We start from the raw sequence: 15,237 nt of genomic DNA, 5'->3' as shown, positions 1-15,237 counted from the left end.
TTTATAGTGAAGTTTTACTGCCGGTTAGGTTTTTTCCATCACAGCCAACTGGAAGTTCGGGTAGCCGGCCATGCCTGTCACCTTCATCATTTTCTGCAACACGCTGAACGGTACTTGTCGGTCACAGAACAATAAAACGCTGAACTCTTCGGAAGGTATCGGAACCTCAGCTTCGGCCGGGTCACCACCGCTTGATGCCGCTTGTTTGGCTTTCACTTCCGCCACCTGCTTGGCTTTGTGTTCTTTGAGCATTTTATAAAGATTGGATTGTTCCGGGTTCTCAACATCAAAACCGATAATCTTGCCATCAATGACTTGTGCAACCGGCTCTTCTTCAATCAGTATTTTCTCGCCCGTCAGAAACATTTTTACCGTCATTTTGTAATTTTTATCTGCTGTGGAAATCGGTAAATCCACCTTTTCCTTCATGGTCACTTCTTGTGGTGTTTCACCATAAGAAAACAACAAGAAAAATACGATGATGGTAAACATGTCCATCATTGAAGTAATTTCGAGCTTTGGCTCAATAAACTCCGGACGACTTTTAAGTGCATTACCCAATTCCATAATTACGCTTCCTTAAGAATCCACTTCGCCTGAAATCACAACATGTTTGAACAAAGGCTTCTCATTAAAAGACCGCGAAGCATCCATCGTATCAACGATACTGTCATACAAGATGTCGCCACTGGGTGTCAGAATCAAAGTATCGCTTTTCGGGTACAGCGTTTTAATCAAGTCCAACGAGGCCGAAAGATCCGAATAAGCGTATTGATTACCCGCTGCTATCGGTAAGAATTTATCCATTTCTTTTAATTTGTCTTCCGCCAATTCACCTGAAGTGGCCGATAAGTAAATTCCGTCTTTTTCCAACTTAACAACGGCGGTAACCTTGATGTCCGATACCTTCTTATCCGGCGTATCATCCACCGGAGTTTCTGACTTTACCGGCACCGATGTGTTGATCACATTGAAAGGCAAGAAATTCGCCGACATCAGCAAGAAAGGAATCAATACCAGGAACATGTTCATCACAGGCACCATATCGATTTCTACATCCAGATCACCGCTTTTACGTCTTCGTTGCCCCAGTGCCATGTGATTTACTCCTGACCTTGACGCTTCAAAGTAGAAAGCACATTGAATAAACTCAGAGCTTTCTCATCAATTTTTTCAATGATGTAATCGCCGCGATTATTCAGAAGATAAAAGCCGACTAAACAAGGAATGGAAACAATCAAACCAAATGCGGTTGTGAACATCGCAATCGAAATACCAGAAGCAAGAATGGCTTGTTTTTCCGCCGGATTCGCATCCGATACACCACTGAAGGCAGCAATCAAACCCACAATCGTACCCAACAGCCCAAGCAGAGTTGCCACGTTGGCAAATAAACTCAGATAGTTAATGTTCTTTTTAACCAAAGGAACTTCACGAAGAATACTTTCCTGCAAGGCTTGCTCAATCTCTTTATCGCGCTTGCCTGTTTTCAATAAACCGGCTTTCAAGGTACGCCCTAAAGGGTGATGTGCAAGGTTATTGCACTCCTCCAAAGCCGCGCGATAATTCTTCTTAGCTAAGTGCGCATGCACCTTGGAGTATGCCGAATCCATATTCAGACGAAGTCGCATATACAAGAAAACAGCACGCTCACAAAACAGGGCCAAAGCTACAATTGAGAAGAACAGAATCACATACATGAAGCTGCCTCCGCTATTCAAAAGCTCGAACATATTCCTAACCACCTAGTCAACTTTTTATTTAGACACAATAATACTGCTGTCAACATGGATACATCAGAGTCAACGACACACTTACTATTCTGACAAGAACTGTCATTTATTATTAGATATGTCGTAATCCAACATCAGCATTAACATTGTTGTGAAGTAAGATTAACTTCTTTATTTTCGGGCAGTATATCCATCCAACCCGTAGAAAAAGTGATCAAATCGTCATTTTTAATAAGAAAAACGTCTTATTTTAACAATACTAAAAAGCCTCTGAAACTCTGCGTCAGCAAGTGAAAAATATTGTCACCTTGTGCCCATACTGGTAACACAAAAACCTGACTAAATGGTCATTTTAAACGCTTATACGAATAATTATCATTACAAGATAACTTAAGAACTCATCTTTCAGAATTGCCGAGTTTTTGAAATTTACAGTTCAGCACTTTGATTGAACTTTTAAAAAATATGTAGCTTGACCGAAAAACAGCAAAGCCCTAGCGAATTCGGTTCACTAATAAAGAATCAAAAAAAATCATTGCCTATGCAGGCTATTGAGTTTCGTTATCGAGGCAAGACTAACCACATTGCTTTTAGCACTCAGCATCGCCATGAGTACTGAATCAAGCAAGTGAATAATTACTTTCTGAAATGAGTAGGTGTTTCAGGCTGAGCTTATTGTTCCATGAGGATATTCAACACCCTGCCCCACCTTGTTGAGCAGCAAATGCGGTTCCACCAATGTTGACACGTCCATTCGCTTGTAAATAAACAGGAAAGCTACCGCGCTGACCTTGGTCTGTTAGGTAAACAAGCATGGGGTATGGGCCTTGTTGCTCAATGTTCCAGCGACCCGTCACAGTGTTATTGGAGGCACCACCGGCCATTCCGGGCACAGACCAACTACCCTCTTTGTAGTAGCTGTATCGACCATTACGACAAAAGTTAATAATAGTAAGTGTGCTGTTCGAACTGGTCACAGAACCCGAATATGCCGTCAGCTTAGCACCCGCTAACCCTTGTTTCCATTGCTGAACAACGGACGGTTGCCCGGCCGCGCCTGGTGATAATTGTTGTTGGTTTCTCTCATGATCCGCCCACACAACCATGCCTGTGTTCAGACACACTAAAAGGAAAACCGTTTGCAGCGCGAGTCTGACCATTTGAAAGCCTCATTAATTGACAAACACTCAATTTAGCTTAGATCAGAACCACCAAACCACTAGCTCTCTTCTGCAACCGCTTATTTACTCACTTTTAACCAAAGTGAGCCTTTAGCTTTTTATGACGGTTCCTGAACAAGACACTCACCATTATTTTAGACAACGGATTCCATAATAAAGAATCGAACAACAAAGTGTCTGTGATAACTGTGCCACTCTCGGCAGGTAAAATAACTCTTTCATGCTGCCATTGTTTCATGGAAAACATAGGAGACTGTTCAAGAAAACGTTTACCTGATTCAAATTCGACAAAGGTCAGCTCTGAACGATCAATGGGAATAATACCGAACAGCATCAACCAGCTGTGAGCGATTGGCTGGCCCAGAGTAAGTTCGTTCGCTGTTTCTGCGGTCATGCTGGATAAGGCTGTCATTTTAAGCAATGGCCTTAATTCGCTGTTGATGCCCTTCTCTGATAAAGCCCAAGCCCACACATCTTCCGGCTTTGCATTTAAAGTTGATTTGAATGTCAGTCTTACCATGGTTTCATACCTCAAGAATAAGCACTCTCTCAATTTCCTGTTTCATATGAATGGCGTTCTTTTTGGAATTAAACTCACCACCCAGGTTTATCCGTAAACCATCAGAAGTATTTAATCTTAAATCGTATTTATGAACCATCTGACCGTTTGATGAACTTGATGAGGAAGAAAAAGCTTCAATTTCCCGGATCTCTGAAGAGCGGATCGAATGATGCTGTAACTTCTTTGAAAACCAAAAAATCTCAATTTCGCAGCCACTAGAAGTCGCATAGACTTTGCAATTACGCCCCCAGCTCCACATCCCTAAAACAAAAAACAAACCTCCAAACAGAACAAAGAAAACGCCAATAAAAATGGGGCCGGTTAACGCAATAACACCGCCAATTATTGCAAACAAACCTCCGACGCCTGCAAACACAACACCAGACGATGACCCCGGCGTGTCCAAAGAAATACTCTCCTCGTCCGAAGCCATTGATAATCGAGACGCAATGACTTGTTGTTCCTTTTGAGTCAGAGGCTGAACTTCAAGTTCTTCCTCCACTGTCATGCTTTCTTCCGTCACAAAAACTGGCAGTTCATAAGAACGATCAAATGGGACACCGTCAGCCTGACCAACAACGGATAATGTCCACTCATGATAACTTTTGCCTGGTGGTGAAGAAGGTTCTTGCTCCGCAGGTACATCAAATGAAAATGAAACCAAAGTGCCACTGTCATCAGCGCTACATTGAGCGACCTTATGTTCCGACCAAACCACACTTGAATGTGACTGATTGTTGTTACCACTTCTTGAAGTCCAGTGTTTGGTGCATTCCAGAGTCACCTTAAAACCATTCAAGTTGTGAAACGGAATAACCAAACTGCCCGAAACTTTACCGCCAATGACTCCAGGGTACGGATTCAACGTCACTGGCACTTGTTTAAAATGTTCTAACTCATTTTTAATACGTAATGCCCGTTTCGTCACAAGCACAGGAATAATGAGCAAAATCACAACGATGATTGAACCAACAATATTCTGACCAATCACTCCGATAAAAAACGAACCGCAAAACAACCAAGCAAGTACTGCAAGGAACTTGGCCAGAGCAAGACTGTTCTTAGTTTTGGAGTAAATTACGTCTGAAGCCCATGCTTTTCGTGTTGTCCAGGGTTTTGACGGGTCAGCAAGTTCTGGCTTTTGTTCTTTTTTCGCAGACACCCGGCTGTAATAAATGAAGCCTCCGCCTAGAAACATGAAAACAGAACAAATGCTGGTAGCGACCAGCATGGCACGAACAGCCAAGGAACGGTCATACACTGAATCCCCGGGATTATCAGGGTCATACCAAATCTTGATTTTATTATTTCGGGATTGCTCGTTACTGATCAAAGACTTTTGATGGTATGCGTCTGAACTATCACTGCTACTTAACTGCTGTATCGAGGCTCTGCTCCCTAAGTACGAAGTACCTCCTACTTGATATTGATACTGAACATCCAGCTTATACATGGTGGTATAACTGCCGTTATCATTCCGGGATTGATAACTGCTAACATCGACATAATTCAACTTGGCATCCGCAGATTGCCAAAGCTGCATAGACATAGAATCAGCCAATGGGCTCAAAACGAAAAAGGTCCAAAAAGCAAAACCTGCCACAAAGAAGATTCCGCCAAACAAATTGCCTCCTGCTTTCATAACTCTGTCCTTAGTTTTATTTGGAGAATAGCTGAACAAGCTTCATTTTAAACATTATGAAATCTAATCATTTTTACTAGGGAGTCTCTAAATAAGTCCGCTCTAGCTCTGCGGGCGCTAGAAAAGCGTTAGAACAAGGCGAGCTTCGTAGAGAATGTCGTGACCTTTTCAAGAAGTTCAACAAAGTTCTAACGCTTTTAAAGCCCCGCCCTTTTGGGCCTTAAGAGAAATGACTCTTTTTTGTTGCGATTTTTTGACGTAACCCGTTATGCCTTCAAAACCGCGCCTCAAATAGCCATTTCTCTTATAGGCCAGAGCAGAGAGAGTCTTATTCAGAGACTCCCTAGGCATTAATATAAAAAGTAATGCAGCCAGGCAAAAAAATTGAAAGTTTCAAAAATAATTAAAATTAAATTATGCCTTTTCACACCATGATTCTGAAAATTCACCTTCGGATTTCACAAAGAATATGAACTAAAATCCTCTCATCCAAACCCGCGACAAACCCAGTGCCGGCCTTGGTTTCTGGTCGTTCTACACCTAGAACCAAAAGATCTGAAAAAAAGTTCCATATTCTTTTAGATCATTTTTCACCATTTTTATGAGTTTTTGTTCTGTTCATTTTATGAACCAAATCGTCACAACCTCTTCTAATCCTGTGAATTTCAAGAAAACGAAATAAACAATTTTTAGAGGGTAAATCATCATGAAAACAATTACTTCAACATTGACTGCAATCATTTTCGCTTCATTCGCGTCTATATCTGTAGCGGCAGATTCAAAAGAAGCCAGTGCGGGATTTAATTCGGTTGATCAACATGCATCGACAAGTACGTACGGTAAAAAAGCAGACCGTAAGCGTGACTTAACTCGAATTTAATTTTGAATCCAGAGCTGCTTGAAAGCTCAATACGAACATAAAAAGCAAGACAATTAAAAGTTGAAAATCACTAGGAGCTATACCATGAAAACTATCGCAACAACTATTACTGCACTAACTTTTGCTTCACTTGCATCAGTATCTTCTGCGTATGAAGTTAAAGCCGCTGACTTAGGTTTTAAGAGCATTGATAAAGAAGTGTCTACCGCAATATCCGGTAAAAAAGCAGACCGTAAGCGCGACTTAACCCGAATCTAACATTCGGTTAAACCAACAACTATAACGATTAATTTCTGAAAAAGGCCATCATTATGAAAACAATTACTTCTGCAATTTTTGCAATCGCGTTCTCTTCATTTGCAACCGTATCCATCGCAGATACACCTGCAAGCACCGGTTTCACAACGGTTGATCAAGCGAATGCTGTGTGTACTTACGGCAAGCGAGCTGATCGCAAGCGCGACCTGAATTGCGTTCACTAAGTGAACGCTTTAATTCACCCTTAGAGGGTCACTCTAAGGGGGTCCCTTCCTCCATTAATCCCGAACGCGATAAACAAGTTAAATAACCACAATCAATGGCATTGTTCTTCCGCTACCTGATGGACACAAGTCTGAGGGTCAAGATGGAAATCAATCATAAGTTGTTGAAGAAGTTTCTTTTCTTCTTTGGTCACTCGATGGTGATACTCGTAGGGGTAAAGATCGACACAACAAGCTGCAATGTCCAAACAGTAATCCAGAATAGACTGTTTGGTAAGCTCTTTATGTTCTGAACTTTCTTGTAACTTCCAACCATCAATCACTAGCTTACGTAGAGATGCTAAAACGTTCGAGTCTGGTTGTTTATGAGCAAAGCGATCCAGAAAATCATTCGCTTGATCCACCGTAATCACATCACTCTCTGCAATGGTATTAATGCGGGCAATATGTTCCGTTGCAAACTTATACAATAAATTAAGCTCCGGCGCCTGATTGTGATTGTCCGCCCAAATCATTTCAATCAGTGGAATCAACTCAAGAAAGTAAAAATCGGCATCTTTGAGATGGCATTCGTTTTTTAGTTGTTGAAAACGAGCAGACTTTTCCATAATTCCTTCCCTGTTTTAAACTAGGTTTTTAACAAACTGGCTCTCAGTTTATCCAACGTACCTTTTAATTCAATAAGCTCATCTACAGGTACACCACAGGACTCTACAATGCACTGATTTACTTTGTACGCTTCCGCCTTCAACGCTTTTCCTTTCGCAGTTAAGCGAATATCAAGCTGCCTTTCATTATCCGGAACCCTCACTCGTTGTAATAAACCATCTTCTTCCAGACGTTTCATCACAGGGGTCAGTGCCCCCGATTTCTGATTCAAGCGCGCACCTATATCTTTTAAGCCAATACCGTCTTCTTCCCATAAAATCATCATGATTAAATACTGAGGGTAAGTAAGACCAATCGGTTCCAACAGCGGCTTATACAGCTGTGTCATCGCCAATGACGTTGTATACAAGGAAAAACACAGCTGATTATCCAAAAGAAGCGCATCTTCTTTAATCGACATTCCAACACCAATTTTCTATAAAACACAAAATGCAGGTTAAATTGCAGCCCGTCGACCAGTTTACTTCATAACAGCTACTTGCATGAACACTTCTTTTCAGAGTTCTTAGTAAGCTTTCATCAAAAAATCGACACAGAATATAAAAAACTCTATTGCGCAATAATAGTTATTGCAATAATATAACAATCAACAAGCAAGGTCTCTTTTTATTTAACCCAAATAGTTATCGCAACAACTATCAACAAAACCAAAGGTAACCGACATGAATGCAATTTACACAGCCGAAGTTACATCCACAGGCGGTCGTGATGGTAAATCCATCGCAACGGACAACAGTTTAGAATTGGCGTTAAGCACACCAAAAGAGTTAGGAGGGGCTGGAGGCGAAGGCACTAACCCGGAACAACTGTTCGCAGCAGGCTATTCCGCGTGTTTTATCGGAGCACTCAAATTCGTAGCAAATCAGGAAAAAGTAAAACTGCCTCAAGATTTAAGCGTCACCGCCAAAATCGGCATCGGTGAAAATAGCCGTGGGGTTGGCTTTTCAATTTCGGCAGACTTAACCGTTACTGCCCCTGGCTTAGATAAAGACACTGTCGAAACATTAGTAGAAAAAGCGCATCAGGTATGCCCGTACTCTAATGCCACCAGAGGGAATATTGATATGACGACGTTAATCAAATAAATCTCTTTTGATAAAACAAAGCCCGCCGATTTTGGTTCATCGTCGGGCTTTATCGCTTTCACAAATTAAAAGGGGTTACGCCATACTTGAAGGCACATCCCGAAAACTCCACTGTCCATTCGGATCAGCGTTATCAATCAACTGACACGACTTTTTACACCACGCACTTAAGCAAGCAATGTAATTTGTTAACTGATGAAATGCTTTATCGGGTGCATCCGGTTTAATGAGAGACATACTGAACCCAGAGTAAGTAGCTATGCGCCCTATCCAGTTTACCGCCGCTCCTGCAGCTCCCGATGTGGCCACAAAGCCTGCCGTGGTTGCCGCTAAACCTAAAACATTGGCAGCCCGCTGGATGCCATTATCATTTTTTGTGACATCGCCTTTTAGCATAGGGTGCAGTAACGAAAGCATATTAACCGCCTGAGGTTGAGTCGATGCAACAGCAACTTCATTGACCGTTTTAGGTACATTACTCGGCAACCCTCTGCCAACCTGCAAGGCCCTTTCTAAATTTTGCAATGACGAACCGCCACCGGACTTTCGGGAAAACTCCACATTTTCGGTGGTTATTCGACCGGCCGCCACTCGTTTTTGATCTTGCTTGGTGACTTGTACCGAGAAGGTTCGCTGAAGTCGGTTATACACAGCACCACTGGCTAACGTCATTTGAATTGCAAGCTCAGCCTGATCTTTAAAGTCTTTGCCAATCGCACGATTTGAAAGTCGTTTGAGTTGTTCAACCTGAGAGAGAACGGATTGGTTGATAATAATATCCATGACACATCCTTATTGTCATAACCTGAAAAAGAAAGTTATTAAAAAACAGAGGAGTAACATACCCAGTCGCCATCCATGTAGCAAAACTGAATTCAATTTTTGTTAAGCAGGTCAAGTATTATGGAAGAGAAAAAGCGGATGGAAGCCCAATGCCTGATACAGGCCCTATCAACCATTGAGCTTATAATCTTTATTGCAACGAATGGCCAAGTTGCGACAAATTGGCAGAGACCAGAATTTCGGTCGGGGCACCCAAGATATTTTCAAAGGGTAAGTGACCCCAAAAACGGCTGTCATTTGAGTTATCCCTGTCATCCCCCAAAACAAAGACATGGCCTTGAGGAACGATTTTTTCATTCATACTTTCAGATAACTCACGTTGCCGGTATTGAGCTTCTACGTCCAGCAGCCCTTCATGCTGACCGTTCCGGTAAACTTTGCCATAAATAATTGAAATGCGATCTCCAGGCAAACCCGCAACACGCTTGATATCCTTCTTAAAAGCGGTATTAGGCATCAGAAAAGCAACAGGTTTACCAACTTCAAGGCTAAAATCACGAGTATCAACCAAAACTAGATCTTGATACTCAGCTTGAGGTCTCATCGAGTCTGAACTCATTTCCACCAAACTGTAGCCCAAAAGCGTGTCGGACTTCATTCCCACTGCAAAAAATACCGCTTGCGTTGCGGCAATAAAACCAAGGTAACCGTACCAGGAATTGAACCTTGCTGGTTGATAATTTGGCCCTGACTTTTTCGCCAAGCTGACGGCATCAACGATCGAATAAATATAAACAGCAATAATGGCCGAAACGAGTATCAAACAACCCCAAAATGTCGAAAGCACCCCTAAACTGCCCAGCGCCAACATAGTCAGTAAAATGAACCCCAAACACCCAATGCCCTTCGAAAGAGAGCCAGCATAGAGCTGCCCCAAGCCGGGATAAATTATCGAGAAAAAACCTGCTGTGGTGGGACTTCTGTCATATAACATTCTCTGCATCCTTGTAGAAAATTAATATTCTATTGAACAATACGTTTACGGATTGGGCGGAATTCTACCCTATCTGACATCTGTGTCCCACTGATCTAGTATTGAAAATTAAAATTATGTCCCCATAAAGGGTTAGTTAATCAAATTAAGATATGGAGAAAGTTAATGTCCCGTGCCACAGCAAGACACATTCTGGTAGACACAGAAGAAAAATGTAACGAACTGAAAGCAAAAATCGAAGGCGGTACAGACTTCGCTGAAGTAGCAAAAGAGTTTTCAACTTGCCCATCCGGCAAAGCTGGCGGCGCACTGGGTGAATTCGGCCCGGGCCAGATGGTAAAAGAATTTGATGAAGTGGTTTTCAGTGGCGAACTGAACAAAGTCTTAGGCCCGGTTAAAACCCAATTCGGTTACCACTTATTAGAAGTAACCAGCCGTTCGTAATTGTCGAAAGATAAGCAGATTACGCAAAAAAGCCGATCAAATGATCGGCTTTTTTGTAATAAACAATCACCATTTCTAATGGATTTTATCGCCCACTCTTAGAATTTTCATAGTATTAGTGCCACCTTGCGCCTTAATGTAATCGCCCTTCGTCAAGATGACCAAGTCCCCCTCTTCCACGATGCCTTTTTCCAACAAGGTATTCACCGCAAATTGATTCACTAAACCATTTTCAACGTCTGCGGCCACAAAAGGAATGGTCTGAACGCCTCGGTACAGAGCCACGCGGCGTTGTGTTTGAACGTGTGCTGAGAATGAAAAAATAGGGATTTTAGATCGAATTCGGGACATCAACAGTGGAGTCTTGCCCTTTTCCGTCATACTGATGATGGCTTTAACACCCTGCAAGTGGTTCGCCGCATACATGGCCGACAGCGCAATACTTTCGTCGATTTCTTCAAAAGACTCATGAATTCGGTGCTGGGACAATTGCGTCGTTGGGCTTCGCTCCGCGCCGGTGCATATACGATCCATGGCTTCAATCACTTCAACCGGATATTCACCCACAGCGGTTTCCGCAGACAACATCACAGCGTCGGTGCCATCAATGACAGCGTTCGCCACATCAGAGACTTCGGCCCGCGTCGGCATAGGGCTGGTAATCATGGACTCCATCATCTGAGTGGCGGTAATAACAACCCGGTTTAATGCTCGGGCACGCGCGATGATGTGTTTTTGAATCGCCACCAGCTCAGCATCTCCCACCTCAACCGCCAAATCACCACGAGCGACCATAACGCCGTTAGACACTCGGATAACTTCATCCAGCATCTCGTTATCTGCCACTAACTCAGCGCGTTCAATTTTAGCAATCAGCCCTGCATTCGAACCTGCTTCTTTTAGCAAAGCTCTTGCTTCATTCATGTCTTCGGCATCCCTGGGGAAAGAGACAGCCACATAGTCAGCATCAAATTTTGCGGCTATCTTAATGTCTGCTTTATCTTTGTCCGTTAATGCCTTAGCTGATAACCCACCGCCCTTTTTATTAATGCCTTTATTGTTCGAAAGTACGCCACCGATCAGAACTTCGCAATCGATTCGAACGCCGTCATTGGATTTTACCAACAACTCAATGCGGCCATCGTCCAATAATAAAATATCACCTTCGTGGGTATCTCGAATAACCGCTTCATGATCAATGTTTACGGCGTCCTGATTTCCTTCAGAAACACCCAGGCGAGTATCAAGCGCAAAATTATCGCCCACATTTAATTTGATTTTATCATTGGCGAATCGGGCAATTCGAATTTTGGGGCCTTGAAGATCCGCCAAAACCGCGACAAAACGACCCAGCTTGCTCGCAATAGAACGAACACGTTCGGCACGTTGAATGTGGTCCTCACTCTCTCCATGAGAAAAGTTTAAACGAACAACATCAACCCCAGCGTTAATAATTGCTTCCAGAGATTCTTCAGAATCAGTCGCCGGGCCCAACGTCGCCACAATTTTAGTTCGTCTTAACATTCACACTCTCCCTTGTACATTTTGATTCCCGACAGAGTAGCAACTCTTTGGTTTTAATGCGAAGGAAGCTTTACTGAAAGAAAACAAATTTAAATCAACCCAGAGACAAAAAGGCCCGAATGACCCAGGCCATCCGGTATTGCTCTTAACGACAAACTGAATTCGCTGCTCATAACCGCCAGGCAGTCACTTCGCCCTGATGCATCATAGGTGTAAATAGCAGCCTTCCCTCTGAGCCAATGTCCGCCAAACCCGGTGCCAATGTTAAGACAGGCTCTCGAACACCGTGATCAATCTTATACAGAACACCTGTGATCCAGTCACTGACGTAAAGCCGATCATCTATCCAGGCTATCCCATCTAGATTGCCTAAAGCGGAGACAGTCTCTGTTAGGCCGGCCTCAGGGTTTTCCTCATCGATATGGTAAATGCCACCCAATGTTTGTGTTGTGAAATCAGCATTCATGCCTTTCCCCCAGCTAGCAACGTATAACTTCCCATCGTGCCACGACAAACCATTGGGATAAGGAATTTTCTCGCTTGAAAGCCATAGCATGATTTTATTTTGCTTAATTCGATAAATACCACCACCAAGCAAATCATTGCTGTATTTTCTGCGTTAAGCGCAAAGACCACCTTAGATGCCCTGTCATCCTCCACCATCGTAGTGGGTGTTTTTATCGGTTCCGCTGCGTGGTGGCTGGTTTTGGCCCTCTGTGTTGCTCGCCTACAGGATAAAATCAGCGACACTACAATGCTCCGCATTAACCAAACCGCAGGAGCAGCCCTGATAGGGTTTGGCGTTTGGCAGCTTCAAAACCGCCTGTTATGAATGCTCGAGGATTTCATTCAGTCCGACTCAATGTAATTCCCTGTAATTTTTTTCCTAGAAGATCTGAACTAGCCTTTATTGTCTGAAATGTGTCTGAAATGAAACAACAGCACAACCGCTTAACTCTTATAAAAAATCAATAAATACAGCGAGTTAAACGGCCTTGATGAGCAGATTAGGAGAATATAAAAATGAAGCAGGAACACCTCATTGTCGACAAGTCCCGGACCAGTTTAACCGTCAGTAATGATCGACTGAAAGACATCAAAGAACGTGATCCGTCTTATAAACTGGCCGACCTGAAGTGCATCAAAGCCATTGCCCAGGCAGCCATAAATGTGGAGTTGTTTACCATTCCGCTGTACATGGTCTCACTCTATTCAGTCAAAGGACTGCACCAGATTAACTCGAAGGGTTCAGACTTTTATGAGGGCCGTTGGTGGCCAGGCTCAGCCCCGACAGGAGCGGTGTTTCAACCCGGCTGCAAACAGCCAGATCTACCTCTGACCACCAATGAAAAGGTGTTCAATCATGTTTACAGTGTTTTTATTGAAGAAATGCTCCACCTGCAACTGGCCGCTAACATGGCGAATCGTCTAGGGGTAACGCCGAGTTTCACAAGTACGGCCTTACAAACCCCTACCTATGGCTGGCATTGCTACCAAAAAGGCAACACCACCATTCCACACATCTTGGATTTCAAAGACTGCAGAGACGACGCCAAAGTCGAATATGAAGGATACGAAGTTAAGCTGAAGGACGTCAAAGTTGAATTAAATGAGCTTAATGAAGATCAGGTCGCGTTGTTTCTTTCCATTGAAGAAACCGAAGAACGGGCCAAAGAAATCCTGAGACCTGAATTACTGCAGGATCAGGAGGACGGGCTACCGAAATATTTCGAACAGGCACCCTTTAACTGGTTCCGGGAAACCATGTCAGAAGCTGACCTGCCTTTGTTCGGCTCCATCGGCCACATGTACAGCAGTTACTGGGATTACTTGGAAATCGAATACACGGATGGCACAAGTTTGATGGGAACGCTTCTGCGCTTAGCCCCTCAACGAGACCAGTTTAATCAAAAAACGGACAATCAAGACCCTCAGTACCCCGGCATTGACACCACCTTTAATGAAACACTGACCAGAACCAAACTTAAGTTTATCAATATGATCGATGCCATTACGGATCAGGGCGAAGGCAAGGAAGTGGTTCCAAATATCTTAAACCGCTGGGCAAACGAGCCATGGGCACAGCAGTTCCGCTCGGATTTCTCTCGGGCTGCAAATAACGTTGAAGAAAAGTACCAGCCTGATATGGATGCGTTAATCAAAGATTATCCGGCGTACAACGACCAAGGGAATCAAATCAAAAACGGAATTTCGGGCCAGGCGTTTGCTCGCATTCAAGCGAAAAACCTGGATCACTATGAGACCTTCGCCGAGGTGGGGAAATTAATCATTGATCACAGATGTACAGAAGGAAAAAATCAATACCAGACCTGGAAGGATTGGCACAAATCCAACCGGGAAAATGGCATTACTGAACCTTGGAAGGCAACGGATTTACAACCGGAAAAAGGCAATACAAAATATAAGATCCCATCTGCAGAAGAAGTGGCAACAGCGCTTAATAACCTTGGCAGAGATGGGGAGCGAACCAAAGCACATACTACATTCAGTCAAGGTGCAGTAGGGACCATCAAAGGTTTAACCACCACCCTAGATAAATACTGGAGTGACCCCAACGGTGAATTTCCTTCTCCGGCGATGGCCGGTTCAGGTGACCGAGTCTCAATTTGCTGGGCCGTCACCGGTGAAGTACCTAATCTCATCGAAGGCATAAAACCACCCTCCGACCAGATTTTATATCATGCTTGTCAGGGCATGAATTACATGCCAGGCGACAATTCAGACAGTTGCGCCGCCGTTACTACCTATCATAGCTGTAAAGGGTCTAACGACTGCAAAGCCCAAGGTGGCTGTGGCTTTGTTCATAGCACAACACCGGGCGGCAGCTGCGGCGGCAGCGTTTCAAAAGGGGTTAAAAGCGCTCCTGCCGATAACAAATGCAACAACCTGGGAGGGTGTGCGGTTCCCATCTCAGCCTCTCAATTGTACCCGGAACAAAGCGAAGATGATGACTGCTACGAAATGCAGTTGTTCAAATTTGAAGATGAACCCAACTTTTCGTTTTCGCCAACCGATTACTTAAATCCGGACACTAAAACGAAAACCAAAACCATGCCATATAAAAAAGGCGACCCCGTTTACGATATTGCATGGCAGGCCTACTGCAACGCTAAGGGCTTAAGTAAATTAAAAGGCGATAAGGTAGTGCTTCCTGAAGCGCCCAAAGCCACCGACATCCGTGTTGCCTTGCCACCTTCAACCTAAGTAACTGCTTAACAGGCCAAACAACGGCTAAAA

The 15,237-nt window shown here is 43.5% G+C and carries 19 protein-coding genes; 7 read left to right on the top strand and 12 right to left on the bottom strand.

Annotated elements, in window-relative coordinates; genetic code table 11:
* Window positions 1-24 precede the first annotated feature (24 nt).
* The 6 genes from ABD744_RS04490 to ABD744_RS04465 all read right to left on the bottom strand — a co-directional run bounded on the left by ABD744_RS04490 (window position 25) and on the right by ABD744_RS04465 (window position 5,118).
* Window positions 25-567, bottom strand: a complete 543-nt coding sequence (locus tag ABD744_RS04490) for a biopolymer transporter ExbD (protein ID WP_344795880.1) — start codon at window positions 565-567, stop codon at window positions 25-27.
* A gap of 12 nt (window positions 568-579) precedes the next feature.
* Window positions 580-1,098 (bottom strand): ExbD/TolR family protein, encoded by a 519-nt coding sequence (locus tag ABD744_RS04485; RefSeq protein ID WP_344795878.1) that lies wholly within the window; start codon window positions 1,096-1,098, stop codon window positions 580-582.
* A gap of 5 nt (window positions 1,099-1,103) precedes the next feature.
* Window positions 1,104-1,733, bottom strand: coding sequence for a MotA/TolQ/ExbB proton channel family protein (locus ABD744_RS04480; protein WP_344795876.1), 630 nt, complete (start codon window positions 1,731-1,733; stop codon window positions 1,104-1,106).
* 692 nt (window positions 1,734-2,425) lie between these two features.
* Complete coding sequence (locus ABD744_RS04475; RefSeq protein ID WP_344795874.1) at window positions 2,426-2,893, bottom strand: hypothetical protein; 468 nt, start codon at window positions 2,891-2,893, stop codon at window positions 2,426-2,428.
* 94 nt (window positions 2,894-2,987) lie between these two features.
* The gene (locus tag ABD744_RS04470; RefSeq protein WP_344795872.1) at window positions 2,988-3,434 is read right to left on the bottom strand and encodes a hypothetical protein; all 447 of its coding nucleotides are present in this window, start codon (window positions 3,432-3,434) and stop codon (window positions 2,988-2,990) included.
* 4 nt (window positions 3,435-3,438) lie between these two features.
* A complete protein-coding gene (locus ABD744_RS04465) occupies window positions 3,439-5,118 on the bottom strand; it encodes a DUF3592 domain-containing protein (protein ID WP_344795870.1) in 1,680 nt (559 codons plus the stop codon).
* 706 nt (window positions 5,119-5,824) lie between these two features.
* On the opposite strand from ABD744_RS04465, the gene ABD744_RS04460 reads away from it, so the two are divergent.
* From ABD744_RS04460 to ABD744_RS04450, 3 genes are all read left to right on the top strand, one after another.
* A complete protein-coding gene (locus ABD744_RS04460; protein WP_344795868.1) occupies window positions 5,825-5,998 on the top strand; it encodes a hypothetical protein in 174 nt (57 codons plus the stop codon).
* An 84-nt stretch (window positions 5,999-6,082) separates the two neighbouring features.
* Window positions 6,083-6,256, top strand: coding sequence for a hypothetical protein (locus ABD744_RS04455; protein WP_344795865.1), 174 nt, complete (start codon window positions 6,083-6,085; stop codon window positions 6,254-6,256).
* Between the two features lie 53 nt (window positions 6,257-6,309).
* Window positions 6,310-6,480: a hypothetical protein gene (locus ABD744_RS04450; RefSeq protein WP_344795863.1), complete on the top strand. Its 171-nt coding sequence runs from the start codon at window positions 6,310-6,312 to the stop codon at window positions 6,478-6,480.
* Between the two features lie 92 nt (window positions 6,481-6,572).
* On the opposite strand, the gene ABD744_RS04445 is transcribed toward ABD744_RS04450, so the two are convergent.
* Window positions 6,573-7,088, bottom strand: coding sequence for a hypothetical protein (locus ABD744_RS04445; protein WP_344795861.1), 516 nt, complete (start codon window positions 7,086-7,088; stop codon window positions 6,573-6,575).
* 20 nt (window positions 7,089-7,108) lie between these two features.
* Window positions 7,109-7,549, bottom strand: coding sequence for a MarR family winged helix-turn-helix transcriptional regulator (locus ABD744_RS04440; protein ID WP_344795859.1), 441 nt, complete (start codon window positions 7,547-7,549; stop codon window positions 7,109-7,111).
* A 262-nt stretch (window positions 7,550-7,811) separates the two neighbouring features.
* Here ABD744_RS04440 and ABD744_RS04435 point away from each other — a divergent pair, with 262 nt between their 5' ends.
* Window positions 7,812-8,234, top strand: coding sequence for an organic hydroperoxide resistance protein (locus ABD744_RS04435; RefSeq protein ID WP_344795858.1), 423 nt, complete (start codon window positions 7,812-7,814; stop codon window positions 8,232-8,234).
* A 75-nt stretch (window positions 8,235-8,309) separates the two neighbouring features.
* Here ABD744_RS04435 and ABD744_RS04430 read toward each other — a convergent pair whose 3' ends face one another.
* Together ABD744_RS04430 and lepB are read right to left on the bottom strand one after the other, a co-directional pair.
* A complete protein-coding gene (locus ABD744_RS04430) occupies window positions 8,310-9,017 on the bottom strand; it encodes a hypothetical protein (RefSeq protein ID WP_344795856.1) in 708 nt (235 codons plus the stop codon).
* A 190-nt stretch (window positions 9,018-9,207) separates the two neighbouring features.
* Window positions 9,208-10,011, bottom strand: coding sequence for a signal peptidase I (gene lepB / locus ABD744_RS04425; RefSeq protein WP_344795854.1), 804 nt, complete (start codon window positions 10,009-10,011; stop codon window positions 9,208-9,210).
* Between the two features lie 165 nt (window positions 10,012-10,176).
* Here lepB and ABD744_RS04420 point away from each other — a divergent pair, with 165 nt between their 5' ends.
* Window positions 10,177-10,455: a peptidylprolyl isomerase gene (locus tag ABD744_RS04420; protein ID WP_344795852.1), complete on the top strand. Its 279-nt coding sequence runs from the start codon at window positions 10,177-10,179 to the stop codon at window positions 10,453-10,455.
* Between the two features lie 75 nt (window positions 10,456-10,530).
* On the opposite strand, the gene pyk is transcribed toward ABD744_RS04420, so the two are convergent.
* On the bottom strand, window positions 10,531-11,979 hold the full coding sequence (gene pyk, locus ABD744_RS04415; RefSeq protein WP_344795850.1) for a pyruvate kinase: 1,449 nt from the start codon (window positions 11,977-11,979) through the stop codon (window positions 10,531-10,533).
* A 169-nt stretch (window positions 11,980-12,148) separates the two neighbouring features.
* Window positions 12,149-12,445: a hypothetical protein gene (locus ABD744_RS04410; protein WP_344795848.1), complete on the bottom strand. Its 297-nt coding sequence runs from the start codon at window positions 12,443-12,445 to the stop codon at window positions 12,149-12,151.
* Window positions 12,446-12,544: 99 nt separating this feature from the next.
* Here ABD744_RS04410 and ABD744_RS04405 point away from each other — a divergent pair, with 99 nt between their 5' ends.
* Together ABD744_RS04405 and ABD744_RS04400 are read left to right on the top strand one after the other, a co-directional pair.
* Window positions 12,545-12,811 (top strand): LysE family transporter, encoded by a 267-nt coding sequence (locus ABD744_RS04405; RefSeq protein WP_344795846.1) that lies wholly within the window; start codon window positions 12,545-12,547, stop codon window positions 12,809-12,811.
* 191 nt (window positions 12,812-13,002) lie between these two features.
* Window positions 13,003-15,204, top strand: a complete 2,202-nt coding sequence (locus ABD744_RS04400) for a ferritin-like domain-containing protein (protein WP_344795844.1) — start codon at window positions 13,003-13,005, stop codon at window positions 15,202-15,204.
* Window positions 15,205-15,237 lie beyond the last annotated feature (33 nt).

Origin of the sequence: Litoribacillus peritrichatus, assembly GCF_039537985.1 — a bacterium.
In the GTDB taxonomy this organism is placed as follows: domain Bacteria; phylum Pseudomonadota; class Gammaproteobacteria; order Pseudomonadales; family Litoribrevibacteraceae; genus Litoribacillus; species Litoribacillus peritrichatus.
The sequence above is the reverse complement of the archived record's forward strand: the minus strand, read 5'-3'. Positions and strand labels throughout refer to the sequence as shown.

Excerpts from the sequence above, each read along its gene's own strand:
- ABD744_RS04490 (WP_344795880.1), bottom strand. The coding sequence starts at position 567 with ATGGAATTGGGTAATGCACTTAAAAGTCGTCCGGAGTTTATTGAGCCA.
- ABD744_RS04435 (WP_344795858.1), top strand. The coding sequence starts at position 7,812 with ATGAATGCAATTTACACAGCCGAAGTTACATCCACAGGCGGTCGTGAT.
- ABD744_RS04440 (WP_344795859.1), bottom strand. The coding sequence starts at position 7,549 with ATGTCGATTAAAGAAGATGCGCTTCTTTTGGATAATCAGCTGTGTTTT.
- ABD744_RS04410 (WP_344795848.1), bottom strand. The coding sequence starts at position 12,445 with ATGAATGCTGATTTCACAACACAAACATTGGGTGGCATTTACCATATC.
- lepB (WP_344795854.1), bottom strand. The coding sequence starts at position 10,011 with ATGTTATATGACAGAAGTCCCACCACAGCAGGTTTTTTCTCGATAATT.
- ABD744_RS04420 (WP_344795852.1), top strand. The coding sequence starts at position 10,177 with ATGTCCCGTGCCACAGCAAGACACATTCTGGTAGACACAGAAGAAAAA.
- ABD744_RS04485 (WP_344795878.1), bottom strand. The coding sequence starts at position 1,098 with ATGGCACTGGGGCAACGAAGACGTAAAAGCGGTGATCTGGATGTAGAA.
- ABD744_RS04465 (WP_344795870.1), bottom strand. The coding sequence starts at position 5,118 with ATGAAAGCAGGAGGCAATTTGTTTGGCGGAATCTTCTTTGTGGCAGGT.
- ABD744_RS04470 (WP_344795872.1), bottom strand. The coding sequence starts at position 3,434 with ATGGTAAGACTGACATTCAAATCAACTTTAAATGCAAAGCCGGAAGAT.
- ABD744_RS04455 (WP_344795865.1), top strand. The coding sequence starts at position 6,083 with ATGAAAACTATCGCAACAACTATTACTGCACTAACTTTTGCTTCACTT.
- ABD744_RS04480 (WP_344795876.1), bottom strand. The coding sequence starts at position 1,733 with ATGTTCGAGCTTTTGAATAGCGGAGGCAGCTTCATGTATGTGATTCTG.
- ABD744_RS04475 (WP_344795874.1), bottom strand. The coding sequence starts at position 2,893 with ATGGTCAGACTCGCGCTGCAAACGGTTTTCCTTTTAGTGTGTCTGAAC.
- ABD744_RS04450 (WP_344795863.1), top strand. The coding sequence starts at position 6,310 with ATGAAAACAATTACTTCTGCAATTTTTGCAATCGCGTTCTCTTCATTT.
- ABD744_RS04445 (WP_344795861.1), bottom strand. The coding sequence starts at position 7,088 with ATGGAAAAGTCTGCTCGTTTTCAACAACTAAAAAACGAATGCCATCTC.
- ABD744_RS04430 (WP_344795856.1), bottom strand. The coding sequence starts at position 9,017 with ATGGATATTATTATCAACCAATCCGTTCTCTCTCAGGTTGAACAACTC.
- pyk (WP_344795850.1), bottom strand. The coding sequence starts at position 11,979 with ATGTTAAGACGAACTAAAATTGTGGCGACGTTGGGCCCGGCGACTGAT.
- ABD744_RS04400 (WP_344795844.1), top strand. The coding sequence starts at position 13,003 with ATGAAGCAGGAACACCTCATTGTCGACAAGTCCCGGACCAGTTTAACC.
- ABD744_RS04460 (WP_344795868.1), top strand. The coding sequence starts at position 5,825 with ATGAAAACAATTACTTCAACATTGACTGCAATCATTTTCGCTTCATTC.